This is a genomic window from Ruminococcus hominis (assembly GCF_014287355.1).
Classification (GTDB): Bacteria; Bacillota; Clostridia; order Lachnospirales; family Lachnospiraceae; genus Schaedlerella; species Schaedlerella hominis.
Genome location: NZ_JACOPE010000001.1, coordinates 3,252,837 through 3,278,017, shown reverse-complemented (window position 1 = coordinate 3,278,017; position 25,181 = coordinate 3,252,837). Strand labels below are relative to the sequence as shown.

Below are 25,181 nucleotides of genomic sequence, written 5' to 3'. Positions count from 1 at the left end.
CCACATTCTTTTTTATTTTGAATGTCCGCAAAATCCGTCCTACATCAGTGGCTCAGGTAGAAGACGCGTCCGGCTACAAAGATGGAACTTATTATGGAACCGGTACAGGATTTGGAGGAACCCTGAAGGTACAGGTAGATATCAGTGGTGGTAAGATTGCTGCAATTCAAATATTGGAAAATAATGATGGAAGTGAATACATTTCCAAGGCATCTTCTATCATCAATGCAATTATTTCCAATCAGAGTACGAATGTGGACACCGTATCTGGAGCAACCTACAGTTCAGTCGGAATCATTCAAGCGGTGCGAGACGCACTCAGTCAGGCGGTGGTCAGCAGTACAGACAGCAGTAGTCAGAGCAGCAACACAAGTCAGTCAGATAAGAATGATTCCACAACAGATACAATTACCGGAACTGTTCCGTACAAAGAAGGAATCTATTATGGAACAGCAGAGGGCTACAGCGGAGATGTCAGTGTTGCAGTTGTTATTCAGGAACATACACTAAAGGCAATTTTGGTTACGGATAATTCGGATGATGAGGCATTTTTCAATCGTGCAATGGATGTTGTGAAAAATATTATGAAAAAACAGAGTACCGATGTGGATACTGTCTCAGGGGCAACTTACAGTTCCAAAGGCTTGCTAAACGCAATCAAGAATGCATTGAAGCAGGCAGAGAAAGCAACCAACGGAGAATCACTGGATGAGAAAGTCGATACAGCAAAACTTACAGAAGCAATTGAAAATGTAAATAAACTGGAAGAGTCAGAATACACAGAAGCAACCTGGGCAGTTCTTAAAGTAAGATTGCAGGAAGCAAAAGAGGCAATGGAAGCGAAAGAACAAGCGGTTGTTAATAAGGCATTAGATAACTTGAATCAGGCGGTGACATTGCTGGAGAAAAAGGATTCCGGAGATAATGAAGATAAAGATGACAGAGTCTACATTGATGGAACTTATACGGTGACAGTGCCATGTGAACCGGATGAAGATGAAGATTTTGAGACATATAACTTAACGATGAATGTGACGATTCGTGATGATAAAATCGTAGCAATCACGGATATTTATGGTGATGGCTCATCTACAAATGATAGTTATATCAAGAAAGCAACCAATGGTACATCATCAAAAGAAGGTGTCATTTCTCAGATTGTGAACAAGGGATTGCCGGAAGAAATTGATGCGGTATCGCGAGCAACTTGTTCTTCGAATGCAATCGTAGCAGGCTGTGAGAAAGCACTGGAAGAGGCGAAACGGCCGGAAAAGACGGAGGCTGAATAACGATGAGGGAGTTTTGGATTAGAGTCGTGAGTCTGATTATGGTTGTAGGCATTCTGGTCGGATATAATTCGGTTCTGGATGCAAGAGAAAAAAATGAAGAGATTGCAAAACTGAAGGCACAGGTGACGGAGACGCAGTCAGCAGAAAGTAACGACAGCAATTACAAAGATGGTACTTATCAGGGAGAGGCAGAAGGCTTCGGCGGAACGGTTGCTGTTGAGGTGAAGGTAGAAAAAGGAAAAATCACAGCAATCGAGATTGTAAGTGCTCAAAAAGAGGATGGTGCTTATCTGTCTATGGCAAAAGACATCATTCCGAAAATCATCGAGTCACAGAGTACAGATGTAGATACTATCAGCGGAGCAACATTTAGCTCGACAGGAATTAAAAATGCTTCACAAGAAGCTTTAGAAAAGGCGGTGAAGTAAGATGAAAAAAATAGAACTACATTCTGTGTCAAAAAAACAATTAAAACAGATACATACATGGTTACGGGCTGCGATTCAACTTCTGTATTTTATTTTCATTCCTTCTGTATATACAGCAGCATTTGCCGGAGTGAAATACATATTTACACAGATTGGAGCAGGAGGGCGGATTGAGCTCACATCTTTTGTGACAGTACTTATTCTGATTTGCTTATACACGATATTATTTGGCAGATTTTTCTGCGGATTTGCCTGTGCATTTGGGACATTGGGAGATGCAGTACATGTTTTGTACCGATACATTTTCAAGAAAATCAAAAAGAAACCGCTTCTGATTTCAGATGAATGGGCGAATTGGTTGGACAAATTAAAATATGTTGTACTGACAGCGATTGTCTTAATGTGTTTTGCAGGTGTATATGGTAAAGCAAAAGGGACAAGCCCCTGGGATGTGTTTTCCATGATAAGAGCAGGTAATTTTAAATTGGGTGGTTATATCGTTGGCTTACTTATTTTAATTCTGATACTTGTAGGTATGTGTCTGGAAGAGAGATTTTTCTGTAGAAATTTATGCCCGATGGGGGCGGTATTTTCATTGCTTCCGGTATTTCCGTTCTTCGCATTACATCGTGACCGCGAGAACTGTATCAAAGGATGCAGTGCCTGCACAAAAAAATGCCCCTCTGGAATTGGACTTCCAAAGGATGGTTCACCGAGAGTGGAAGGGGATTGTTTCCAGTGTCAGAAATGTATAGATACATGTCCGAAAGGAAACATCCATACTGGAATTCGAAGCCTGAAAGGAAATGAAATCTGGTTTACACTTTTTAGAGGAATCTTGTTAGCAGCAATCTTAATCTGGGCAGGAGTATAAGGATGAAGAAAAATGATGTCGTACTTGGTGGAGGAATTCTCGCCATTGCACTTGTTTTGTTTCTGGTCATGCATTTGACCAGAAATGAAGCGGGTAATCAGATACAGATAACAGTTGATGGAGTGGTATATGGTACGTATTCTCTTGAAAAAAATCAAGTGATTGAAGTAAAAGAAGATGACTTTTATAACCGTATTCGAATTCAAGATGGCTCGGCGTATATGGAAGAGGCAAATTGTCCGGATGGATATTGTGAAGAGCAGGGAAAAATCAATGGTCGTACACAGACGATAGTCTGCCTTCCACATAAATTAGTTGTGGAAGTATTGGATGTAAATGGATTGGAAGATGATAATGCAGTGGAAGATATGCCTGATACCATATCGAAATAAACAGAGGAGTGAAGGGAATGAATCGTAATAAGAAGATTGCGAATATGGCAATGCTTGTTGCAGTTGCAATGATATTTAGCTATGTGGAAAGCCTGATTCCAATCAATTTTGGAGTGCCAGGGATGAAGCTTGGGATTGCCAATCTGGTTACTGTGACCGGAATATATTTTCTGACACTTCCGGAAGTATTGTTGGTAGTAGTTATGCGAGTACTTCTGATTGGCTTTATGTTTGGAAATGGAATGTCAATTATATACAGTCTTGCAGGTGGAATATTAAGTGTTCTAGTTATGACGCTTTTGAAAAAGGCAAAAGGGTTTTCCGAAGTGGGAGTCAGCGTCGCAGGAGGAATCTCACATAATATCGGTCAATTGATTGTTGCTTCTATCGTGGTAGAGAACATGAAATTAGTATATTATCTTCCAGTACTTCTGACAGCAGGAACAATAACCGGATTCTTGATTGGAATATTAAGTAAAAAACTGCTTCCGGTTGTGAAAAAAGAGGCAGTAAAATCAATGGAAACTATATAATTTTTTTTGATTATAGGTTAGTGAAAGCTAACTTAATAATAAATTTTATCAATAAAATCTTTTTAAAAGGAGGAACCTAATGAAAAAGAAAAACATAACAACAAAAGCAATGACAATGGCTGTGGCAATGTCGATGGTAGCGGGACTTTGCCCGTCTACTGTATTTGCGGCAACAGGAAGTGAAGTTGCGAAAGATGGGGTGTATACAAGTACAAAGCATGTAACGAGAACTCAGGAAGACGTGGACGATGAAAATGAGTGGAATGAATATGATGTCCAAGTTGATTTGAAAGTAGAAAACGGAAAGTTTTCAGATATTGTAGTAACAACAAAGAATGGATATGAGAGTGCAAATGACAGTTATTTTTCGAAGGCATATGATAAGTCAAAAGGAATAAAAACAAAGTTAGTAGGTCAGGTCGCAACAGAAGATACAATCAATAGTTGGGATACAGTGAGTCAGGCAACACGTACTTCAAAAGCAATAAAAGAAGCTGCACTCGAAGCAATCCGTTCAGCAGGAACAGCCACAGCAGTAGATACAACAGCATTGGAGCAGGCAATTGTAGCAGCAAAAGCATTGAATGAATCGGACTATACAGCAGATAGTTGGAAGGCAATGCAGACTGCATTGACAGCAGCAGAAAGTGCACAGGCAGCAAAGGAAAGCCAGGAATCGGTGGATAAAGCAAAAGACACATTGAATACAGCGGTAAATGCGTTGGTGAAAGCAGAGACAAAGGAAGAGTATTCATATGTTTATGTAGGAATGACATGGGCAGAGTACTGGGTAAATGAAGGCGTATTGAATGCAGGAAGCACAGCATCATCTGATGTGTTAGATTCCCATAAAGAATATGACAAGGGAGCTTTTGATGCTGTAACAAGAGCAACGTCAAATCATGGCCTTCACAGAGGTAGTTTCCAGTGTAGTGCAGTGATTGAGACAAACGATGGACAGATATACAATCTTGCATATTGGAAAGATAAAACCATATTTGTAACAACAGACGGACAGGAAGTTGCAATTGGTGATATTAAGTCAAACATCAAAGATTATAAAGTAACAGGACTGAAGTATGTACCGGTAAAAGTAAAGACAGCAGACCTTTCAGCATTAAAAGAGAAATATGCGGTAGTAGAGAATGGTGGAACACTTAGAGGTGGATACGGAGAAGGAAACTTAAGTGCCTATGAAGTGACAGCAAATGTAACAGATAATACAAATGGCTTAAAAGAAGCGACAAAGAATGATGACGGAAGTTTTGAGTTCTCAGCAAGAAAGAATGATGGAACAGAATCCGGACTGAAAGATGTCAGCTTAAAGAAAGCGGATGTAACACCATCTGTAAGAAAAACAACAGATGAAAGGAAAAATACAGGAGCATTCGGAGATTTCCTGAGAGTAGACTTGGATGGAAACTACGGAGACCTGGGAGCAAATATGCAGGCAGTAGAGTGGACATACTATGGTTCAGACAGCAGCCGAACAAATGCAGTTGCAACATATGGAACAAAGTTCGCATCAGACAACTGGATGCACAAATCAATGGGAATCCAGCTTGCGTTGACAGAATCAGAGAGATGCCAGTTACCAGCAGGAACAGACGGAACAGGATATTGGAAACTGACAGTATATGCACTTGGATATGAAGATTACACATATGAATTTGAAGTAGGAGCAGATAATCTTGCATTAGAAGAAAAAGAAGCAAGTGCAGAAGATCTTGCAGCATTACAGGCAAAAGTAACAGAGGCAGAAGGACTTACAGAGTCAGATTACACAGCAGATAGCTGGAGCAATCTGCAGACAGAACTTCAGGAATCAAAAGACCTGCTTGCAAAAGAAAAACCATTGGAGGCAGAAGTAAAAGAGCAGACAACACATTTGACAGAAGCAATCAATAATCTGGTGAAGGCAGAGACAAAAGAAACATATGTCCTTATGAATATTCCGTATGCAGCATTCTATAAAGCAGAGACAACAAACAATGAAGTAGAAGTGGATGCATTTACTTCAGCTACATTGAATAAAACACGCACAACGGGACTTTCAGGCGGTTCTTATCATGCAAATGAAGATGGTTCTAAAATTGATGGTATTACATATGCAGTAAAAGTGGATTCTTCTGTAGATCTTACAAAATATAAAGAAGTCAAAGATACAGATAAGGTAGAAATTACAGTAACAAATCGTGGAAAAACATCTACAACAACACTGGAAGGAAAAGATACGTTATTCCAGAATGAAACATATGCTTATTATCCATTAACAGAGACTCCTGCAAACTACAAAGAAGTTTCACTTGATGAAAATGGAAATCTTGTATTCAGTGAGGTAAAAGGACAGGGAGCAAAAGCTCTGACAGGAGTTACAGCAGAATTATTAACACGGTCTTCTTATGGTGATTATCAGCTTAATCTCGATGGACTTCCGAAAGATGAAATCACATCTTCCAATGTAAATGCGGTTGTTGTAAAAACAACTGATGGAACAGCATATGGTATGCGTCATCTTGAAAATATCTGGAGAGGAAATGAGCTGGCTTGGAGTACAGGATATACAGATTCAGTACATGGGTGCCCAACATCTTCCGCACATTATGCATCTATGATGGGCAAGACAATTGACAGTATTGAATATTACACAACAAATGGATTGTATACAATTGATATCGAAGACCTTTATGTTCCTGTAAAATTTGCAAAAACTGAAGATGCTGTTAAGGTTGCAGATTCAGATATTTCTGCAGGTAAGACAACAATTGAATTGAATCTTCAGGACGACTTTGATCCAGAGTATAGTGTGGATGGTTTAGACGTGACAGTAGAAGGAAATGTATTGACATATAAGGCAACCACAGAAACAAGAGCGGCAGGTTCAATAGAGCCAGGTAAATATACGCTCACAGTAAAAGATAAAAATGGCAAATATGCAGATATTGTTACATCCTTCCTGCTGACAACAACAAATATGCCAGCTGCTTATGATTCAGAGAATAAGAAACTTGTACAGGCAGAAGGATTTGATGCTGATGCATTAAATTCATATATTGGGAAAATCACTTCTGTAAATGTAAATGGTACAGATTATGCAGCAACCGGAAGAGGTAAAGTTGAGATTATTGGAAGTGACGGAACATTAAAGACAGATGCAGCGCCATTTAAAGATGCGGTAGCGGGAACAGAATTCCAGATTACAGTAACTTCAACGGGATATACAATCCCTCTTACATTTACTTATAAGGTTGCAGGAGAAACTCCGGCACCGGTTGTAGTTGATACTTCTGCACTGGAAGCAGCAATCGCAGAAGCAGATGGATTAAAAGAATCTGACTATACAGCAGAAAGCTGGGCAACATATCAGGCAGCCCTTGTCAATGCAAGAAGCGTAGCAGAAGCAAAAGAAAGTCAGGAAGCAGTAGATCAGGCAAAAGCAACATTGGATGCAGCAAAGGCAGCTCTTGTAAAAGCAGAACAGCCGGTAAGTGTTGATACTTCTTCACTTGAAAAAGCAATCTCTGATGCAGAAGCGTTGAAAGAAGCAGATTACACAGCAGATAGCTGGAAAGCAATGCAGACAGCACTTACAAAAGCAAAGAGTGCTTTGCAGGCAAAAGAAAGCCAGACAGCAGTGGATGAGGCAAGCAATACTTTGAACAGTGCAATCAAAGGACTGGTTAAGAAATCAAGTCAGACAACACAGACAACAAATAAGACGAATAGCACAACCAATAAAACAGGCAACACAACAAAGACAAGTGGAACAAATGCTGCTAAAACAGGAGATGTGACAAGCGTGCTTGGTTGGTTAGGTCTTGCAGTATCTTCACTTGGTGCAGGTGTCGGTGGAGTGACATGGAAGAGAAGAAAACGCAAATAAGTTTTTAGCCAGGTGCTAGACAGGACTTAAATCAGTTGTCGGTTTCAAGACCGGCGAAAAATAGTTCATATGCATCATCTTCGCAAGTGAGAACAGGAGAATTTTCTCCACCGCCATTGGTGCTTCGTTTCATTGTGGCGTAAAATTCATCTCCGGCTTGAATGATATCCATAGGATAGATATCATAGCCCTCTTGCTGACAAATCAGGCAGAATTCCCCCAATGGGTCTTCTGCCTTTTTTGATGCAAGAAACCGGTTTTTTAATTCCGGGGTATGTATTGCTTTCTTCTGAAGCTCATCTAATTGTTCAATCGTGTTCATGTGCAGGTCCTCCTTGATAGGTTTTTATCTCAGTCGAGAAGACTCCCACCTCTTCAGGTGGTGAGTAATAGCAAATTTGTCTCAGTGGGAGTCCAATCTCCGACTGAGATAAACGCTCCGCGAGGATGCGCAGTGATTCTGATAGGAATATGTCAGCTTCGCTGACCAGAATCACGCGCCAAGTCTCACGGACGTTCGACTTGAATATTGTAGCAAATCCAAAATGGATAGGCAATGGGGAAAAGTGCCGGATAGGGACGGGGTTTGCTATTTCCAAACTTTTGCTTTACAAATGATATATAAAGTATTATGATAAAAGAAAACGAAATCTTCAGGGCAGGGTGTGATTCCCTACCGGCGGTAAAGCCCGCGGGCCGAGAGGCATGATCCGGTGTGATTCCGGAGCCGACAGTATAGTCTGGATGAAAGAAGATGATGGTACAGTTATTTTAATAGATGAATGTAGTGTCTGAGCTCTGAGATGGTGATCCATTTCAGAGCTTTTTTGGTTAACAGATCATTTGTCAGTTATATGTAACAGATCATTTCCCCTGTAGGTATCCTGCAGGGGTTTTTGTATAACTAAGAAAGAAGGAAGAGAAATGACGGATCAGGAATACATGCTCCGGGCAATCCAGCTTGCAAAAAAGGGAGAAGGATGGACGAATCCGAATCCGATGGTAGGTGCGGTGATCGTAAAAGATGGCCGGATCATCGGGGAAGGTTATCATAAAAAATGCGGAGAACTTCATGCAGAGCGCAATGCAATCGCATCGCTTACAGAATCGGCAGAGGGTGCGACAATCTATGTTACGCTGGAACCATGCTGTCATTATGGCAAGACACCGCCGTGTACGGAAGCGATCATAGAACAGAAGATTAAAAAAGTGGTGATTGGTTCCAGGGATCCGAATCCAAAGGTGGCAGGAAAAGGTGCACAGATATTGCGTGAATCGGGAATTACAGTAGTTCAGGATTTTATGCGGGAAGAATGTGACCATCTGAACCCGGTGTTCTTCCATTATATTACGACGAAGACACCGTATGTAGTGATGAAATATGCCATGACACTGGATGGGAAAATTGCGACAAAGACGGGTGCATCGAAGTGGATCACAGGAGAACCGGCCCGACAGGAAGTGCAGCATATGCGGCACCGGTATATGGGTATTATGGCCGGTATCGGGACTGTACTTGCGGATGATCCGATGTTGAATGTCCGGGTAGAAGGATGGAAAAGTCCGGTCAGAATAGTATGCGACAGCAGTCTTAGGATACCGCTTGACAGCCAGATCGTAAGAAGCGCAAAAGAGTACCGGACAATCGTGGCTTATGCAGGACGGGAAGAGAACGAAGAAATAACAGAAAAAATAGAACGGTTACATGCGAAAGGCGTGGATACTGTCTGCTGTCCGGATGAAAAAGGTCAGATAGACCTTAAAAAGCTGATGACATATCTTGGAAATGAGGGCATTGACAGCATTCTGCTGGAAGGCGGGGGCACGCTGAACGACAGTGCACTGCGGGCAGAAATTGTAAAAGAGGTACACTGTTTTATCGCACCAAAATTATTTGGCGGAAAGAACAGTAAGACACCGGTGGAAGGAGTCGGCATCGGACTTCCATCAGAAGCATTGAAACTGAAATGTACGGATATCTGCCGGATCGGTGAAGACATCAGGATAATCTGTCAGGTATGTGAAAAAGAACAGGAGGGGCCATGTTTACAGGAATCGTAGAAGAGAAAGGATCGGTCCGCTATATGCAGCTGACCGGAGAGTCGGGAGTTCTGGCAGTCAAGGCGAAGAAGGTATTGGAAAGAACGAAGATCGGTGACAGTATCGCAGTCAATGGAGTGTGTCTGACAGTTACATCACTTCAGCCGGATGGATTTACTGCAGATGTGATGGCAGAGACCATCAGGAGAAGCAGTCTGGGAAGCTGTAAAGTCGGAAGTCAGGTGAATCTGGAACGGGCAATGGCTGCAGACGGAAGATTTGGAGGACATATCGTAAGCGGTCATATTGACGGAACCGGTGTGATCCGGTCTCTGACCCGGGAGGAGAATGCCATCTGGGTATCTATTGGAACATCGCCGCAGATATTACATCTGATCGTAGAAAAAGGCTCCATCTGTATAGATGGCATCAGCCTGACGGTGGCAAAAGTAGAGGAAGAGGGATTTCAGGTATCGGTTATCCCGCATACAGGAGAAGAAACGACGCTTTTGGAAAAAGTACCGGGCGATTCAGTGAATCTGGAGAATGATGTGATCGGAAAATACGTAGAAAGGCTGTTAGGCCTTGGAAAGAGTGAAGAAGAGAAAAAAGAATCCGGAATTACGATGGAATTTTTGCAGGAATTCGGATTTTAGAACAGGAGGATAAATAGAATGTCACAAAACAATCAGTACAATACAATCGAAGAGGCACTAAGGGATCTGAGGGAAGGAAAGGTTATTCTGGTTACAGATGATCCGGACAGAGAGAACGAAGGGGATCTGGTATGTGCAGCAGAGTTTGCAACACAGGAGAATATCAATTTTATGGCGACTTATGCGAAAGGGCTTATCTGTACACCGATGAGTGCGGAAATTGCAGCAAGGCTTAACTTTCCACCGATGGTTGCGGAGAATACCGATAATCACAGCACAGCATTTACCGTTGCAGTGGACCATGTTGATACGACGACAGGTATTTCGGCAGCAGAACGTTCCTATACAATCATGAAATGTGTGGATGAAGATGCGAAGCCGGAAGATTTCAGAAGACCGGGACATGTATTTCCACTCATTGCCAGAAAAGGCGGAGTCCTGGTGCGGAACGGACACACAGAGGCAACGACTGATCTGGTGAGACTGGCTGGATTGAAAGAATGCGGCGTGTGTTGTGAGATTATGAAAGAAGATGGTACAATGATGCGTACACCACAGTTGTGGGAACTTGCAAAAGAGCATAATCTTACATTTATTACGATCCGTGATCTTCAGGATTACATGAGAATCCATGAAAAACATGTAAAAGAAGAGGCGGTTGCAGACCTTCCGACGCAGTATGGAGATTTCAGACTTCACGGATATATCAATGATATTACAGGAGAACATCATCTTGCACTGGTAAAAGGTGATATCGGAGACGGTGAAGATGTACTTTGCAGGGTACATTCGGAGTGCCTGACAGGTGATGCATTTGGCTCGCTTAGATGTGACTGTGGTCTGCAGCTTCAGACAGCGATGCGTCAGGTAGAAGCAGAAGGCAGAGGGATCATTCTTTACATGAGGCAGGAAGGCAGAGGAATCGGGCTGCTCAATAAGATCAAGGCATATGCACTGCAGGAGCAGGGATATGATACGGTAGAGGCTAATGTAAAGTTGGGATTTGCACCGGATCTCAGAGAGTACTGGATCGGAGCGCAGATATTATCGGATCTCGGAGTGAAGTCATTGAGACTTCTGACCAATAATCCGGACAAAGTCTATGGACTTGGTGGGTTTGGACTGAAGATCAATGAAAGAGTACCGCTGGAGATTCCACCGCAGAAGTATGATCTGAAATATATGAAGACAAAACAGGAAAAGATGGGACACATTTTCAAAGAAATAGAATTATAAAAAGATTTAATGAATAACAGGAGGAAGAAATCATGAGACAGATCAATTTAGTAGAAGGAAAAGTAGTAGCACCTGAGGGAATGAAAGTCGGAATCGTGGCGGCCAGATTCAATGAGATCATTGTGAATAAGTTATTGGGCGGAGCCGTCGACGGGCTGGTAAGACATGGGGTAGAAGAAGAGAACATTACGGCTGCATGGGTACCGGGAGCATTTGAGATTCCGCTGACTGCACAGAAGATGGCACAGTCCGGAAAGTATGATGCAGTCATCTGCGTGGGAGCAGTTATCCGCGGGGATACTTCCCATTATGATCTGGTGTGTAATGAATCGGCCAAAGGAATCGCGCAGGTTGAACTTGCAACAGGAATTCCGGTATTATTCGGAGTGATCACAACAGAGAATATCGAACAGGCTATCGCACGTGCAGGAAGTAAAGCAGGAAATAAAGGATATGACTGTGCATTGTCCGCAATTGAGATGGTAAATCTAATGAAGCAGCTTTAATCAGGTGCAGCCGATGGTGAAAACAATCATTTTTGATTATGATGGAACGATACATAATACTCTTGGAATCTATGAACCGGCGTTCAGGGAAGCTTATCAGTGGTTGGCAGAACAGAATGTTGTAGAGGAACAGAAGATAGAGACGGCACAGATCACAGGATGGCTGGGCTTAAACAGCAAAGAAATGTGGGATACATTTCTGCCGGAATTGGACCAGAGATACAAAGATCAGGCGAGTGCGATCGTGGGAGATTCCATGGTCAGGCAGATCAGGAAGCACCGGGCAGTGTGGTATCCGGGAGCGGAAGAGATGCTCACAGCTTTGAAGAACAGAGGATATCATCTTGTGATCTTAAGCAACTGTAAGGCGGCATATCGCAAAGCACATTGGGAAGAATTCCGGATGGAAAGATGGTTTGAACGGTTTTATGACTGTGAATCATATGGTTTCTGCCCTAAGACGGGAATCGTGCAGGGAGTTATCCGGGACTATCCGGGACCTTATCTGGTGATCGGAGACAGAAGACAGGATTTGGAATGTGCCAGATCCTGTAAAAGTCCGTTTATCGGATGTCTGTATGGTTATGGTGAGAAGGGAGAACTGGATGGGGCAGATTACCTGGTTAAATCCGTAGAAGAGATAGCTGAAATCATATATAAGAGGAAACTGTGATAATAGCGTGAAGGTTATTATCGGGATACGGAGCCAATGGGGACGGAGTTTAGTGGCTTTTTCGCTATGCAAAAAAGCCACTAAACTCCGTCCCAATAACATTTAGTTAAGCTTTTTTCAATTAATAGTTGACAAAATCGTAAAAATGTGCGGCACCTTACTGATTATTATAATCAGTAAGGTGCCCTTTGAAGTTAGATATATTTTTACTTCAAGGAGGTACCACACATGTACATGACACCAGCAACTATTCGAAAACGTTTCTTCTCTGTTCTTGAAACAGCAGAGAAAAATATTCATTTGTATGTTAATACTCCAGGTTCAGATATGACCAGACACAGACTCTGTCCTTTTTCTGACACGGTAAAATCTACTCTCTGCCTCACCATGAATAGGACAAATACAGAATTATTTAACTTTTTTATGTCCCAAAACAAGAAAGTTCCATCTAAATCAGCTTTCACACAACAGCGAAAAAAACTAATTGCTGATTTTTTCCCGTATCTTTTAAAATCTTTTAATGAAAAAATTCCTTTTACCAAAACGTATAAAGGGTTTCATCTTGTTGCAGTAGATGGTTCTGATATTAATCTTCCTACTAATAAAAATGATTTTGAATATCGTATAAAACAGGCTCGAAGTGACAATGTGTTTTTTCAGATGCATTTGAACACTTTGTTTGATATCTGTGAAAACAGGTATATTACTGCTGTTACCCAACCACGCCCTAAAATGAATGAAACACAGGCTTTCTGTCATATGGTCGATCACTGTAATCTGCCAGAAAATACGATACTTATCGCAGATAGAGGATATGCCTCGCTAAACACAATGGCTCATTTAATTGAAAAAAAGAAATTTTTTCTCATTCGCTGGAAATCTCCGTCTGCACCATCTGCTTTTCTGAAAGATATTTTGCCAGCTGAAACAGAATCAGATAGAGAGATTGTTTTGGACGTAACAAGATCGAAAAAAAACAAGCATCTTTGTCATGGGGATAAAATGAAAATAGTAAAAAATAAAAGAACCTTCGAGCCGATTCCGATTGATGATAAGAAAAGTGTATATACCATGAAAATTCGATGCACCTGTATACAACTTGAAAATGGAAACTACGAATATTTGATTTCTAATTTACCATTAAAAAATTTTTCTGCACTGGATCTACGAGAACTTTACTGGAAAAGATGGTCTATTGAAACTTCTTTCCGACGCTTAAAATATGCGCTTTCACTAGTGTATTTACATTCGGTTAATCGGGAACTGATTATTCAAGAAGTATATGCAAAACTTATTATGTATAACTTTGCCTCACTTCTTCACACCTTTGCTACAGAAGAAAAAAAGAAAGAGCAAGGAAAGAAAAAAAGGAAATATGAATACAAAATATCCTTTGAAGATGTTCTTCCTATTGCACGAAGATTCATAAAACATCGAATGACGAATGATATAGTAAAAGCTCTAATGCTACGACATCAAACAGCTATTAGGGTGAAACAACAGACCGCTCGACAGGTCAGATCACAAACTGTAAAGCCGTTAAACAATAGAGCTTAACACAAGATATATTATATTGTATTAATCAGGCAGAAGCAAGGCTCTGCCTGATTATGGTGCAAAAAAATATTTTCTTATAAAAATCATCTACTTTTATGATAATAATACTTTTTAAAAGCTTAGGGAAGAGAACTTCAATAGGTTCATACTATGATGAAAAAAGCTTAACTAAATGTTATTGACTCCGTCCCCATTGGCTCCAAACCCCGTCCCTATCCGGTACTGCCTATTTTTTTTATTATTTTTCATGAAAATTGAACATGTTTCTGGAATTTTTATCATATCTTAAAAGTGTAGTTTTTTTTATAATGTAATCATCAAATTGAAAGCGATAAAAAAGGAGGACAAGAACTATGAAAAAGAAAAAAATAATTGCTATGCTTCTTTGTACAGCAATGGTTGGTGGAATGGTCGCAGGATGCGGAAGCACAGGAAGTAGCGACGAAGGTTCAAAAAGTGCAAAAGGCGATGCAAAAGGAAAAGTTTATTATTTGAACTTCAAACCAGAGCAGGCAGATCAGTGGGTAGACCTGGCAGAGAAATATACAGAAGAGACAGGTGTACAGGTAGATGTACAGACAGCAGCTTCCGGAACATATGAGTCACAGTTAAAATCAGAGATGGCAAAAGACGAAGCTCCTACACTGTTCCAGGTAAATGGACCGGTTGGACTGGCTACATGGAAAGATTACTGCTATGACTTATCAGACAGTGCAATTTACAAAGACCTCCAGAGCGATGATTATGCACTTAAAGATGGTGATGAAGTAAAAGGTATTGCATACGTAATCGAGACATATGGTCTGATTTACAACAAAGCATTATTGAATAAATATTTCGAGTTACCAGATGCAGAGATTACATCAATTGATGATCTGAATAACTTCGATGCATTGAAGAAAGTTGCAGATGGAATTCAGGCACATAAAGATGACCTTGGAGTAGAAGGAGCATTTACATCAGCAGGTATGGATTCTTCTTCTGACTGGAGATTCAAAACTCATCTTGCAAACCTTCCAATTTACTATGAATACAAAGATGAAGGAATTTCATCAACAGATGCAATCAAAGGAACTTACCTTGATAATTACAAACAGATCTGGGATCTGTATCTGAAAGATTCTACTTGCGATCCAAGCATGATCTCATCTAAGACAGGTGATGATGCAGCATCTGAGTTCGCACTTGGTGAAGCAGTATTCTATCAGAATGGTACATGGGCTTACAATGATATCAAAGATAATGAAGTAGCTGACGAGGATCTTGGAATGCTTCCAATCTACATTGGTGTAGACGGAGAAGAAGATCAGGGACTTTGTACAGGATCTGAGAACTACTGGTGTGTAAATAAAAACGCATCTGAAGAAGATATCCAGGCAACACTTGATTTCTTACAGTGGGTAGTAGAAAGCGATGAAGGAAGAGACGGTATGGCAAATGAAATGGGATTTGTAACACCATTTACAACATTTGATGAGTACCTTCCAGCTAATCCACTCGTAGAAGCAAACAGCGAATATACAAAAGCAGGAAAAACACCTGTAAGCTGGAACTTTACAACAATGCCATCAGAACAGTGGAAAAACGACCTTGGAAGCGCACTTCTTGAGTATGCACAGGGAACAGGACAGTGGGATGCAGTACAGAAAGCATTCGTAGATGGCTGGGCAACAGAATATGCAGCAGCAAACGAGTAATAAAAAAAAGAGTAGAAAATTATGGAAAAAGCAATAAAAAAATATTTTCCGGTTTTTGTACTCCCGACATTGGTTGCATTTACAATTGGATTTATAGCACCATTTCTTTTGGGAATCTATTTATCCTTTTGTAAATTCACAACCGTGACGGATGCAAAATTTATGGGATTTAAAAACTATACGAAAATTTTAGAAGACTCAACATTTTTCCATGCCACATGGTATACGGCACTATTTACAATTGTGACAGTGCTTTTGATCAATGTGATCGCATTTGCGGTAGCATTGCTATTGACCAAGGGAATCAAAGGAACAAATATTTTCAGAACAGTATTTTTCATGCCGAACTTAATCGGTGGTATCGTACTTGGTTATATCTGGCAGCTTCTGTTAAATGGTATTCTGGCAATTGTTGGAAAGACATTGACATATTCTTCAGTGTATGGATTTTGGGGATTAGTCATTCTGATGTGCTGGCAGCAGATAGGTTATATGATGATCATTTATGTATCCGGTATTCAGAATATCCCGGGAGAATTGATTGAGGCTGCAAAAATTGATGGGGCAAGTCCAAGTCAGATATTAAAAAGTGTAACAATTCCGATGGTAATGCCATCTATCACAATTTGTACATTTTTAACTTTGACAAATGGATTTAAGCTGTTCGACCAGAACTTGGCACTGACAAATGGTGCTCCGTCAAAAATGTCAGAAATGCTTGCGTTGAACATTTATAATACATTCTATGGAAGAACAGGATATGAAGGTGTTGGACAGGCAAAAGCAGTTGTATTCTTCATTATTGTAGGTCTTATTGCACTCATTCAGAATAAGATGACAACATCGAAGGAGGTGCAGCAGTAATGGGAACAAGAAAAGCAAAACACGGATGGCTGTTGACCATCATTTTCACAATCATTAGTGTGGCATACCTTTATCCGATAGCACTTGTATTTATTAACTCTTTCAAGAAGAAAGCATACATTAGTAAATTTCCATTTAAAATTCCAACAGACAAGATGTTTGTCGGACTGGAGAACTATGTACGAGGAATTGAAAAGACAGGTCTCATTCAGGCATTTGGATGGAGCTTGTTTATCACAATCGGTTCAGTGGCAGTGATTATTCTTTGCTGTTCTATGTGTGCATGGTATATCAGCAGAGTACATACAAAGGTTACAAAAGCAATTTATGTAATGTGCTTATTTGCAATGGTAGTACCATTCCAGATGGAAATGTATACATTGTCAAAAATTGCAAATATGTTAAAGCTTGGAAATCCTTGGGGAATCATTATTATTTATCTGGGATTTGGAGCCGGATTGTCGGTATTTATGTTTACCGGATTCATGAAATCGATTCCGCTTGAAATTGAAGAAGCAGCTATGATTGATGGCTGCACACCAATCCAGACATTCTTTAAAATTGTACTTCCAATTACAAAACCTACTTGTGTGACAATCACAATTTTGCAGGCAATGTGGATTTGGAATGACTATCTGCTTCCATCACTTGTGCTGGATGCAAGAAAATATAAAACAGTTCCGATGGCTGTTCAGTATCTGAAAGGTGGATATGGTTCAGTTGATATGGGAGCTATGATGGGTACTTTGGTACTCGCAATCGTTCCAATTATTATCTTCTATTTATTCTGTCAGAAATACATCATCGAAGGTGTTGTGGCAGGAGCAGTTAAAGGTTAAACCTTGTAAAAAGAAGATGGATAAACTAAAATAAAAGAGAGAAACTTTATTATATGATAACAGCAGTATTTTTTTGGAATAAGAAATACTGCTGTTTTCGGACGTTAAAAAGGAATAGTGGGTATGGTTACAATATTAATTGCAGATGATGAAAAACTGGAACGAAACGGAATAAAATTATTGTTAAAAAGAGAAGGGGCAGAGTGTGAAATTCTGGAAGCTGAAAATGGAAAAGTGGCACTGGGAATTTTGATGGATCGGAAAGTGGATATTCTGTTTTCAGATATTAAGATGCCATATATGAATGGTCTTGAGCTTACAGAAAAAGCGAGAGAGTTGTATCCGAATCTGGAGATTATTATTTTCAGCGGGTATAACGATTTTACTTATGCAAGAGATGCTTTGCGTTATGGGGTGGTTGATTATGTGCTAAAGCCTGTCAATCCGAAAGAATTTCACAAGACATTTGAACGTGTGCAAGGAAAAATCCAAAGCAGGATTGAAGATGAAGAAAAACAGACAAGACAGGGGGATTATCTGAAAAAATATTTTCTTCAAAATTATCTTTACAAAGGAAATGTTGAAGATTACCAACAGGTCCAGGCGTATGCACAGGAAATGACAGATGAGAAGAATCCATATATCAGAATGATAATAGCGAGCAGTACCAATCATTTCTTTGAAACAGAGGAAGAACATTTTGTTGAAAGCTTAAAAGAAAAGTTAAAAAGAGACTTTTTTTACCTGAATCTGAATTCAAATGAGTCACTATTTTTATTCAGAGAAAAATATGCAGATTATGAAGAACTGGCAAATCAATTAAATCATTTTTTTCAACAGCACTATGATACAAACTGCTATTTTGCGGTAAGCAGGGAAGTAAGCGGTATTCAAGAAATGCCAGAGGAATTTCAGCAGTTAGAACAGTTGCTGGAAGAAAAATTTTATCAGCCAAAGCAACATATATTTGTACATGGAAAAAAGGTGGAGTCAACAGAAGATGTTATTGTTGAAGACTCAGAGATATTAAATAATATATCAGAGGATATTAAGTTCAAAGATATTACACATTTATGGCAGGATTTCCATCGATTGGAGCAGAAATATACGACAGATAAACCTTATTCGGAAATGTACGCAAAATTTGTTTTTTCAAGCATTTTAAAGGAAGTTTATGAAGCAATGTCTTCATCGGAAGAAAAAGGATTATCAAAAAAAGTAGATCAATTATATCATTGCAAGACAATACAGGATGTGCGGTCCATCACATCCACTGCGATACAGGAGCTGGAGAATTATTTACAAGAACAAAATGAAGGGTTCCGAAGCGAAATCACAGAAGTTAAGAGTTATATTTACCATAATTATGAAAAAGAATTGAATGTTGAGATACTGGCAGAAAAGGTATACTTGTCGGCTGGATATTTAAGTGCGATTTTTAAAGAAGCGACGGGGATGAACCTGAATCGATTTATACGAGAGGTGCGAATGAACAAGGCAAAAGAGTTGTTGGAAAATTCGACAAAGAAGATTACACAGATTGCAAGAGAAGTAGGATTTTCAAATACATCATATTTCTGTCGAAGTTTCAGAGAATTCTTTGGAAGTACACCTGAGTCATGTCGAAAAGGAGAGATGGATGATAAGGAAACTGAAGCAGAAGTATAAAGATTTAAAATATCGTTATAAGACTACACTTATAATTGTGCTGGCAGGGATGCTTCCGGTAGTACTCATTGTCATATATATGCAGATGGGTGTGTTGAGATCTCTTAGAGAGCAGGAAACAGGCAGTATGCAGAACTCATTGAAACAGGCTGTAGATACGATGGAAGGACAGATTCAGATATATGAGAATCTAATTGATTATTTGTCATATTCTCAGAATCTGAGAAATGTTTTAAGTCAGACCGGAGAGAGTGATTACGAAAAATACGTTCAGTATAGAAATATAGTAGATCCACTTTTGGAAATGCCGCAGATATATCATAAAGAGATTCAGGGGATAACAATTTATTCGGGAAATATTGATGTGGAGCATGGTTCATCTCTTGTTCCAATGGAAGCAATACAAGGAGAAGAATGGGCAGAGCAATTAACTGACAGTTCAATACTGGAATGGTTTGTACAACGTGGTGTTAATAAGAAAATCGTTGTTGCAAGAAAGTTTTATGACGAAGATGATATCACGGCAGTGCTTGCAATGAAGCTGGATTATTCTGTAATGCTGGAACCATTTACTTCATTACTGAAGAATAATACAGGAGGGATTATTCTTGATGAAGACGGAAATGTGATATATTCCGGTTATTCTATGGATGAAGTATTTAGACCAAAGTCGCCGGAGTCGTTAGAGTATTTACAAAAGAACTATGTGTGCATGGGGCAGGAGATGGAAAATACGGGATGGTATTTTTATTTGTATCGTCCTGAAAAAATTATTACAAAGTCAGCATATATACTTGGTTTGCGTAATATTCCGATTATATTATTGTGTATCGTTTTATTGGTTGTTTTAGGGTATGCATTTTCAAAACGACTGGTTTCTTGTCTGGAACGATTGACAGAGAATATGAATCAGGTCCACCGTGGATTTCGTAAAGTAACAGTGGATAGTGATTCTAAAGATGAGGTCGGAACGCTGATCCGTTCTTTTAAACGAATGATGGAAGAATTAAATAAATTAATATCGGAAGTGTATGAAGCTAAAATCGAGCTTCAGCATACGGAGATGAGGGCGTTGCAGGCACAGATCAATCCCCATTTTTTGTATAATTCACTGTCTATTATTAACTGGAAAGCAATAGAGGCAGAAGAGGATGAAATCAGTAAAGTGACCTTGGATTTGTCTACATATTATCGAACCAGTTTGAATCGTGGTGAGACAATGACAACGGTTGAAAATGAAATCCGAAATATCAGGGCATATTTGAATATTCAATTAATTATGCATGATAATAGTTTTCGGGTTGAAGAGGAGATCGATGAAAGCTGTTATCAGATCATGACACCCAAATTGATTTTACAGCCGCTTGTAGAAAATGCGATAGATCATGGACTTGATCCTCTGGAAAAAGAAGAAAAAGTTCTTACGATCCGTGTGAAAAAAAAGGAAAATCAGGTTGTATTTCAAGTTCAGGATAATGGAAATGGGATGCCACAGGAAAAAGCAGAACAAATACTGGGAATTCAGTCTCCTGGCTATGGCGTTCATAATGTCTATGAAAGAATTAAGCTGCTATATAAAGAAAATGGAGCAATGCGAATTGTGAGTGAAGAAGGAAGAGGAACTATGGTAGAAATTCGGATTTCGGAAAAGCAGGAAATGGAATACGAAGGAAGAATTTAGGATGGAAAGGGAAGAAGATAATGAAGTACCATAGATATAATAAAAAGACAGCGAGAAAAAGATTTCCCAATAAACAAAGAATGAAAGTGATTGCAGGATGCACGGCATTGTGTATTGCTTTATTAGGAGAGTGCTGTCTTCCTGTATCAGCAGCTCAAAATAAGAAAGATTTAAAGACGAGGGTGCTGGAGCGGGCGGAACATTCTGCGTACGGTGCATATCCGGAAACCGTTACATATACACTTGGGAAAATCGTGGGAACAAAAAATTCAAACCTTCCGGTGGGAGATACTTACGAGAATAATGCATATACAAGATATTTGAAAAAACTGCTGAATATTCAGAACAAGGACGTTTTTGAGTTGGAGGATGGAAGAACCTATGAGCAGGCTGTAGAAATGGCAATTCAGGATAAAGAAATCCCGGATGTTCTTGTAGTAAAAGGATTGGACACATTGAAACAACTGGTAGAACGGGGGATGGTGGAAGATTTGTCCTCCGTATATGAGGAATGTGCAACAGACCGAATTAAGGAAATGTATGAGAGCTATGGAACAAGCGTCCTGGACTCGGCTACATTTGATGGGAAGTTATACGCATTTCCAGATACGGTGATAGATCATGGCTCAATGCTTTTATGGCTCAGAAGTGACTGGATGGAAGAGCTTGGGCTGGCAGAACCGACAACAATGGATGAGGGGATGGAAATCATTCGTCAGTTTGTAGAACAGGATATGGCAGGAGATAACAAAACAATTGGAATTGCATGCAGTACCGATTTGTTGTCAGAGAGCAGTTCAACCTACGGAGTTGATCCGATTTTTACAGAAATGGGTTCCATGCCGGGAAAATGGATTTTGCAGGATGATGGCAGTGTTGTATACGGATCTGTGACAAGTCAGACAAGAGATGCATTGGCATATTTACATGAGTTGTATGAAAATGGAATCATTGACTCTAGATTTCTTCTTAGAAAGACAGAAAATCTGGATCAGATGATTGCAGATGGTACCTGCGGGGCTGTTTTTGGAAAATGGTGGGCACCGAATAACCCGTTGAGCAGTACAAGCCGGGCAAATGAATCCGCTGTATGGAAGCCTTATTTGCTGACAAATAAGAAACAGTTACAAACTTTGGAATCTTATAAAGACTGGCAGTATGTGGTGGTGAGAAAAGGATATGAACATCCGGAAATTGTAGGAAAATGTATAAGTGTATTATTTGATTATACAAGGTATCAAGACCGGAATGCATCTGAGATTAATGATTATTTCTCGTTAAATGTAGACCCGACAGCCAGACCGATGAATATAAATGTAGATTATTGGGATGCCCTATATCGAACAACAGAGCATATACAACAGGCTTTGGATGGAACCATAAAAGTAAACAGCCTGACAGGGATTGAAAAGGCATATTATCAGACGTGTAAATCTTATATGAAAGGATATTTGACGACAGCAACTGCCTGGGCATCTTATGCATCCCGTATGCAGGCAGTACCTCTGTTGGCAAAATCAGAATCAGGACGAGGAAACCAGCCATTGTCTATGGGAGATGCAGATGGAGAAATTCCGCAGTCATTACAGGAACTGGAACAGGCAACATTTTTACAGATTGTCTGTGGAGAAAAGCCACTCTCGTATTTTGACGAATTTGTTCAGGAATGGTATAGTTCTGGAGGAGACAAATTGACTCAAGAAGTACAAAAAGGATATGATGAAAAGAATAAATAAAAGTTCTCAGATTTAACAGGAGTGGGAAATGACGGGAAAAGTAATATTGAAAAAAATTGGGATAGGAATAATCACGACAGCATTATTATTATCTCAGCCAATGCAAATGGTGTATGCGGAGGAAGGAAATAATCCAGAGGCAACAGAAGAAGCCGCAGATGCGAATCTGGAAGAGAAGACAAAAGAGCAGATCGCAGCCGAGGAGGCTGCAAAAAAACAGGCATCCTATGACACACCGGTAGATACAAATGCCTTGGAAAACTGGCCGACAGGGCCGAATGTATATGCGGCATCAGCAATTGTCATGGATATTGATAGCGGAGCAGTCCTTTACGGGAAACAGATAGATGAAAAACGATATCCTGCAAGTATTACAAAACTGCTTACTGTATTAGTTGCATTGGAAAATGCAAATCTGACAGACAAGATTACATTTACAGATGAATGTTTAAATTTTTTAGAGTGGGATGATGCAAATATCGGAATGCGTGTCGGAGAAGAGATTACGCTCGAAGAGGCACTTTATGGGGTGTTACTGGCATCAGCAAATGAAGTTTCTTATGCTGTTGCAAAGAATGTCGGGGAAAATCTTGGCATAGGGTATGATGGATTTATTGAATTAATGAATGAACGTGCACAGGAACTTGGATGTAAAAATTCGCACTGGGTTAATGCAAATGGTCTTCATGACGAAAATCATTATACGACGGCTTACGATATGGCACTGATTGCATCAGCGGTCTATCAGAAAGAAGATTTCCAGAGAATCGAGCAGACATTGGAGTATAAACTAGGCAAGACAAATCTGGTAGAGGAAGAACGTATTCTGGATCAGAACCATAAGATGCTCTGGCCGGAAAACTATTATTATTATCCATATGCAAAAGCCGGAAAAACAGGATATACAGACCAGTCAAAGACAACGCTTGTAACGATGGCGGATAATGGAAATATGAGACTGGCAGCGGTCGTGCTTGGGGATTATGGCGTGGATGCATATGAAGATACGAGAAATATGTTTGAGTATGGATTTGGAAACTTTCGAAAAGTTATGCTGTCCGAACAATCAAAGTCGGAGAATATTGAAAGTTTTGCAGATAGTAACGCATACATAATCTTGCCGGAAGCAGTTGATTTTACAAATGTGGACTGTGAAATTCAATTGTCGGACAGTGATGTTAATAATGCCGATATGGCAACAGCAGTATACACTTACCAGGGAAATATTATAGGAAAAGCAAAAGTTAAGGTAAGTGATGTTTACAAAGCAAAACAGAGTGCAGCGGTGACAGAGAAAAAGGATTCGAAGAAATCGACCCAGACAGGAGCAGCAAAAGACGAAGAAATTTCATGGAAAGGGTACCTGCCATTGATTGTAATGGGAGGCATTACAGTAGCAATATTGTTTGTGTTTTTACCAATTTGGCTGCATCTTCAGAGGAAGAGAAGGAAGAACCGAAGAAGAAGGTAAAACGGATAAAGAAATAATCAGGGGCAGATATGAGTGGTGTCATATCTGCCCCTGATGGGGTATGTGCTATTTTGCATTTACTACTTGTGCAACTTTCTCTTTGTCAGGATTTGCTATGATTCCTTTGTCAGTTATGATTGCAGTAATTAATTCATGAGGAACAACATCAAACGCCGGATTATATACTTTTACTCCTTCCGGAACTGTTCGCTTGCCAAAACCACAGGTTATTTCTTCCGCACTTCGCTCTTCAATCGGGATATCGTCTCCGGTCGGTGTGTTCATATCAATTGTTGAAACCGGACCTGCAATATAAAATGGAATATTATGATGTTTTGCTAAAACAGCAACGGAATATGTACCAATCTTATTTGCGGCATCTCCATTCGCTGCAACTCTGTCACAGCCAACAATTACTGCGTCAATTTTTCCTTGTTTCATTACCATTCCAGCCATATTATCTGTAATAACCGTAACATCAACACCGGCTTGATTTAACTCCCATGCTGTTAAACGGGCACCTTGTAATAAAGGTCTTGTTTCATCTGCGTATACCTTGAAATTAATGTTTCTTTCTTTTCCTAATAACATTGGAGATAATGCTGTTCCATAATGTACGGTTGCCAGTCCACCGGCATTACAATGCGTCAATAATGTCATGCCATCTTTTAACAATGTCAATGCATTTTCACCAATTGATATGCATGCATTCTCTTCGTATTTTTCAATGTTTATAGCTGTTTCTTCCAATGCCTTCTGGCACACCTCATTTGATTCATCAGCATATTTTTCTCCGGTTTCTTTCATCCTATCTAATGCCCAAAACAAGTTTACTGCCGTAGGTCTGGAAGTTGCCAGATATTCGATGGTTTCTTTTAATTTTTTATGATATTCAGTGGTACTTTCTTTGACATGTTTCTGCATTTCTATTGCAACGCCATAACCTGCTCCAACCCCAATCGCAGGTGCTCCTCTGACACAGAGCATTTTAATGGCATCCCACATTACCTGTGCATCTCTGATTTCCATAAATTTCACTTCTTCAGGTAATAAAGTTTGATCTAATACTTTTACATAAGTTTCTTTCCATTCTACTGGTTTGATCATACCACTCATCTTTTACTCCTCCTAATGTTTTAAGATATAGTAGTGTTATTT

The 25,181-nt window shown here is 39.8% G+C and carries 21 protein-coding genes and 1 riboswitch; of the genes, 19 read left to right on the top strand and 2 right to left on the bottom strand.

Features of this window, described 5'->3' with window-relative positions:
- Positions 1-47: 47 nt before the first annotated feature.
- From H8S40_RS14885 to H8S40_RS14860, 6 genes are all read left to right on the top strand, one after another.
- Positions 48-1,289: an FMN-binding protein gene (locus tag H8S40_RS14885; RefSeq protein WP_366482626.1), complete on the top strand. Its 1,242-nt coding sequence runs from the start codon at positions 48-50 to the stop codon at positions 1,287-1,289.
- Positions 1,290-1,291: 2 nt separating this feature from the next.
- Positions 1,292-1,717, top strand: coding sequence for an FMN-binding protein (locus tag H8S40_RS14880; protein ID WP_118725190.1), 426 nt, complete (start codon positions 1,292-1,294; stop codon positions 1,715-1,717).
- A 1-nt stretch (position 1,718) separates the two neighbouring features.
- On the top strand, positions 1,719-2,591 hold the full coding sequence (locus H8S40_RS14875) for a 4Fe-4S binding protein (protein WP_186865527.1): 873 nt from the start codon (positions 1,719-1,721) through the stop codon (positions 2,589-2,591).
- Positions 2,592-2,593: 2 nt separating this feature from the next.
- Positions 2,594-2,983, top strand: coding sequence for a NusG domain II-containing protein (locus H8S40_RS14870; protein WP_186865526.1), 390 nt, complete (start codon positions 2,594-2,596; stop codon positions 2,981-2,983).
- 17 nt (positions 2,984-3,000) lie between these two features.
- Positions 3,001-3,516, top strand: a complete 516-nt coding sequence (locus tag H8S40_RS14865) for a Gx transporter family protein (protein ID WP_118725193.1) — start codon at positions 3,001-3,003, stop codon at positions 3,514-3,516.
- Between the two features lie 79 nt (positions 3,517-3,595).
- Positions 3,596-7,399 carry a penicillin-binding Tp47 domain C-containing protein gene (locus H8S40_RS14860; protein WP_186865525.1) on the top strand — a complete coding sequence of 1,268 codons (3,804 nt, stop codon included), beginning with the start codon at positions 3,596-3,598 and terminating at the stop codon, positions 7,397-7,399.
- Between the two features lie 31 nt (positions 7,400-7,430).
- On the opposite strand, the gene H8S40_RS14855 is transcribed toward H8S40_RS14860, so the two are convergent.
- Positions 7,431-7,721 carry a hypothetical protein gene (locus tag H8S40_RS14855; RefSeq protein WP_118725195.1) on the bottom strand — a complete coding sequence of 97 codons (291 nt, stop codon included), beginning with the start codon at positions 7,719-7,721 and terminating at the stop codon, positions 7,431-7,433.
- 323 nt (positions 7,722-8,044) lie between these two features.
- Positions 8,045-8,159, top strand: a riboswitch (FMN riboswitch).
- Between the two features lie 164 nt (positions 8,160-8,323).
- Here H8S40_RS14855 and ribD point away from each other — a divergent pair.
- From ribD to H8S40_RS14790, 13 genes are all read left to right on the top strand, one after another.
- Entirely contained in the window at positions 8,324-9,460 is a 1,137-nt protein-coding gene (gene ribD, locus H8S40_RS14850; RefSeq protein WP_186865524.1) for a bifunctional diaminohydroxyphosphoribosylaminopyrimidine deaminase/5-amino-6-(5-phosphoribosylamino)uracil reductase RibD, read from the top strand.
- A complete protein-coding gene (gene ribE / locus H8S40_RS14845) occupies positions 9,442-10,095 on the top strand; it encodes a riboflavin synthase (protein ID WP_006427675.1) in 654 nt (217 codons plus the stop codon). Before ribD ends, ribE begins: the two co-directional genes overlap by 19 nt.
- A gap of 18 nt (positions 10,096-10,113) precedes the next feature.
- On the top strand, positions 10,114-11,331 hold the full coding sequence (locus H8S40_RS14840; protein WP_006427674.1) for a bifunctional 3,4-dihydroxy-2-butanone-4-phosphate synthase/GTP cyclohydrolase II: 1,218 nt from the start codon (positions 10,114-10,116) through the stop codon (positions 11,329-11,331).
- Between the two features lie 41 nt (positions 11,332-11,372).
- On the top strand, positions 11,373-11,837 hold the full coding sequence (gene ribH, locus H8S40_RS14835) for a 6,7-dimethyl-8-ribityllumazine synthase (protein WP_436286269.1): 465 nt from the start codon (positions 11,373-11,375) through the stop codon (positions 11,835-11,837).
- A gap of 13 nt (positions 11,838-11,850) precedes the next feature.
- The gene (locus H8S40_RS14830; RefSeq protein WP_186865523.1) at positions 11,851-12,510 is read left to right on the top strand and encodes an HAD family hydrolase; all 660 of its coding nucleotides are present in this window, start codon (positions 11,851-11,853) and stop codon (positions 12,508-12,510) included.
- A 228-nt stretch (positions 12,511-12,738) separates the two neighbouring features.
- Entirely contained in the window at positions 12,739-14,067 is a 1,329-nt protein-coding gene (locus tag H8S40_RS14825; RefSeq protein WP_186864359.1) for an IS4 family transposase, read from the top strand.
- A 353-nt stretch (positions 14,068-14,420) separates the two neighbouring features.
- Entirely contained in the window at positions 14,421-15,764 is a 1,344-nt protein-coding gene (locus tag H8S40_RS14820; RefSeq protein WP_186865522.1) for an ABC transporter substrate-binding protein, read from the top strand.
- A gap of 21 nt (positions 15,765-15,785) precedes the next feature.
- A complete protein-coding gene (locus H8S40_RS14815) occupies positions 15,786-16,628 on the top strand; it encodes a carbohydrate ABC transporter permease (RefSeq protein WP_117991816.1) in 843 nt (280 codons plus the stop codon).
- Positions 16,628-17,467 (top strand): carbohydrate ABC transporter permease, encoded by an 840-nt coding sequence (locus H8S40_RS14810; protein ID WP_022076196.1) that lies wholly within the window; start codon positions 16,628-16,630, stop codon positions 17,465-17,467. The genes H8S40_RS14815 and H8S40_RS14810 overlap by 1 nt, the downstream gene beginning before the upstream one ends.
- Positions 17,468-17,590: 123 nt before the next feature.
- Positions 17,591-19,135, top strand: coding sequence for a response regulator transcription factor (locus H8S40_RS14805; RefSeq protein WP_186865521.1), 1,545 nt, complete (start codon positions 17,591-17,593; stop codon positions 19,133-19,135).
- Positions 19,107-20,816: a cache domain-containing sensor histidine kinase gene (locus tag H8S40_RS14800; protein ID WP_207723273.1), complete on the top strand. Its 1,710-nt coding sequence runs from the start codon at positions 19,107-19,109 to the stop codon at positions 20,814-20,816. Before H8S40_RS14805 ends, H8S40_RS14800 begins: the two co-directional genes overlap by 29 nt.
- A 20-nt stretch (positions 20,817-20,836) precedes the next feature.
- A complete protein-coding gene (locus tag H8S40_RS14795) occupies positions 20,837-22,552 on the top strand; it encodes an extracellular solute-binding protein (protein WP_243238268.1) in 1,716 nt (571 codons plus the stop codon).
- A gap of 28 nt (positions 22,553-22,580) precedes the next feature.
- Positions 22,581-24,023, top strand: a complete 1,443-nt coding sequence (locus tag H8S40_RS14790; RefSeq protein WP_186865520.1) for a D-alanyl-D-alanine carboxypeptidase family protein — start codon at positions 22,581-22,583, stop codon at positions 24,021-24,023.
- 66 nt (positions 24,024-24,089) lie between these two features.
- On the opposite strand, the gene mtnA is transcribed toward H8S40_RS14790, so the two are convergent.
- Positions 24,090-25,139: an S-methyl-5-thioribose-1-phosphate isomerase gene (gene mtnA / locus H8S40_RS14785; RefSeq protein ID WP_186865519.1), complete on the bottom strand. Its 1,050-nt coding sequence runs from the start codon at positions 25,137-25,139 to the stop codon at positions 24,090-24,092.
- Between the last annotated feature and the right edge of the window lie 42 nt (positions 25,140-25,181).

Bases quoted from the DNA above. Each gene is read 5' to 3' on its own strand.
- H8S40_RS14880 (WP_118725190.1), top strand. From the start codon at position 1,292: ATGAGGGAGTTTTGGATTAGAGTCGTGAGTCTGATTATGGTTGTAGGC.
- H8S40_RS14875 (WP_186865527.1), top strand. From the start codon at position 1,719: ATGAAAAAAATAGAACTACATTCTGTGTCAAAAAAACAATTAAAACAG.
- H8S40_RS14870 (WP_186865526.1), top strand. From the start codon at position 2,594: ATGAAGAAAAATGATGTCGTACTTGGTGGAGGAATTCTCGCCATTGCA.
- H8S40_RS14865 (WP_118725193.1), top strand. From the start codon at position 3,001: ATGAATCGTAATAAGAAGATTGCGAATATGGCAATGCTTGTTGCAGTT.
- H8S40_RS14860 (WP_186865525.1), top strand. From the start codon at position 3,596: ATGAAAAAGAAAAACATAACAACAAAAGCAATGACAATGGCTGTGGCA.
- H8S40_RS14855 (WP_118725195.1), bottom strand. From the start codon at position 7,721: ATGAACACGATTGAACAATTAGATGAGCTTCAGAAGAAAGCAATACAT.
- ribD (WP_186865524.1), top strand. From the start codon at position 8,324: ATGACGGATCAGGAATACATGCTCCGGGCAATCCAGCTTGCAAAAAAG.
- ribE (WP_006427675.1), top strand. From the start codon at position 9,442: ATGTTTACAGGAATCGTAGAAGAGAAAGGATCGGTCCGCTATATGCAG.
- H8S40_RS14840 (WP_006427674.1), top strand. From the start codon at position 10,114: ATGTCACAAAACAATCAGTACAATACAATCGAAGAGGCACTAAGGGAT.
- H8S40_RS14830 (WP_186865523.1), top strand. From the start codon at position 11,851: ATGGTGAAAACAATCATTTTTGATTATGATGGAACGATACATAATACT.
- H8S40_RS14825 (WP_186864359.1), top strand. From the start codon at position 12,739: ATGTACATGACACCAGCAACTATTCGAAAACGTTTCTTCTCTGTTCTT.
- H8S40_RS14820 (WP_186865522.1), top strand. From the start codon at position 14,421: ATGAAAAAGAAAAAAATAATTGCTATGCTTCTTTGTACAGCAATGGTT.
- H8S40_RS14815 (WP_117991816.1), top strand. From the start codon at position 15,786: ATGGAAAAAGCAATAAAAAAATATTTTCCGGTTTTTGTACTCCCGACA.
- H8S40_RS14810 (WP_022076196.1), top strand. From the start codon at position 16,628: ATGGGAACAAGAAAAGCAAAACACGGATGGCTGTTGACCATCATTTTC.
- H8S40_RS14805 (WP_186865521.1), top strand. From the start codon at position 17,591: ATGGTTACAATATTAATTGCAGATGATGAAAAACTGGAACGAAACGGA.
- H8S40_RS14800 (WP_207723273.1), top strand. From the start codon at position 19,107: ATGATAAGGAAACTGAAGCAGAAGTATAAAGATTTAAAATATCGTTAT.
- H8S40_RS14795 (WP_243238268.1), top strand. From the start codon at position 20,837: ATGAAGTACCATAGATATAATAAAAAGACAGCGAGAAAAAGATTTCCC.
- H8S40_RS14790 (WP_186865520.1), top strand. From the start codon at position 22,581: ATGACGGGAAAAGTAATATTGAAAAAAATTGGGATAGGAATAATCACG.
- mtnA (WP_186865519.1), bottom strand. From the start codon at position 25,139: ATGAGTGGTATGATCAAACCAGTAGAATGGAAAGAAACTTATGTAAAA.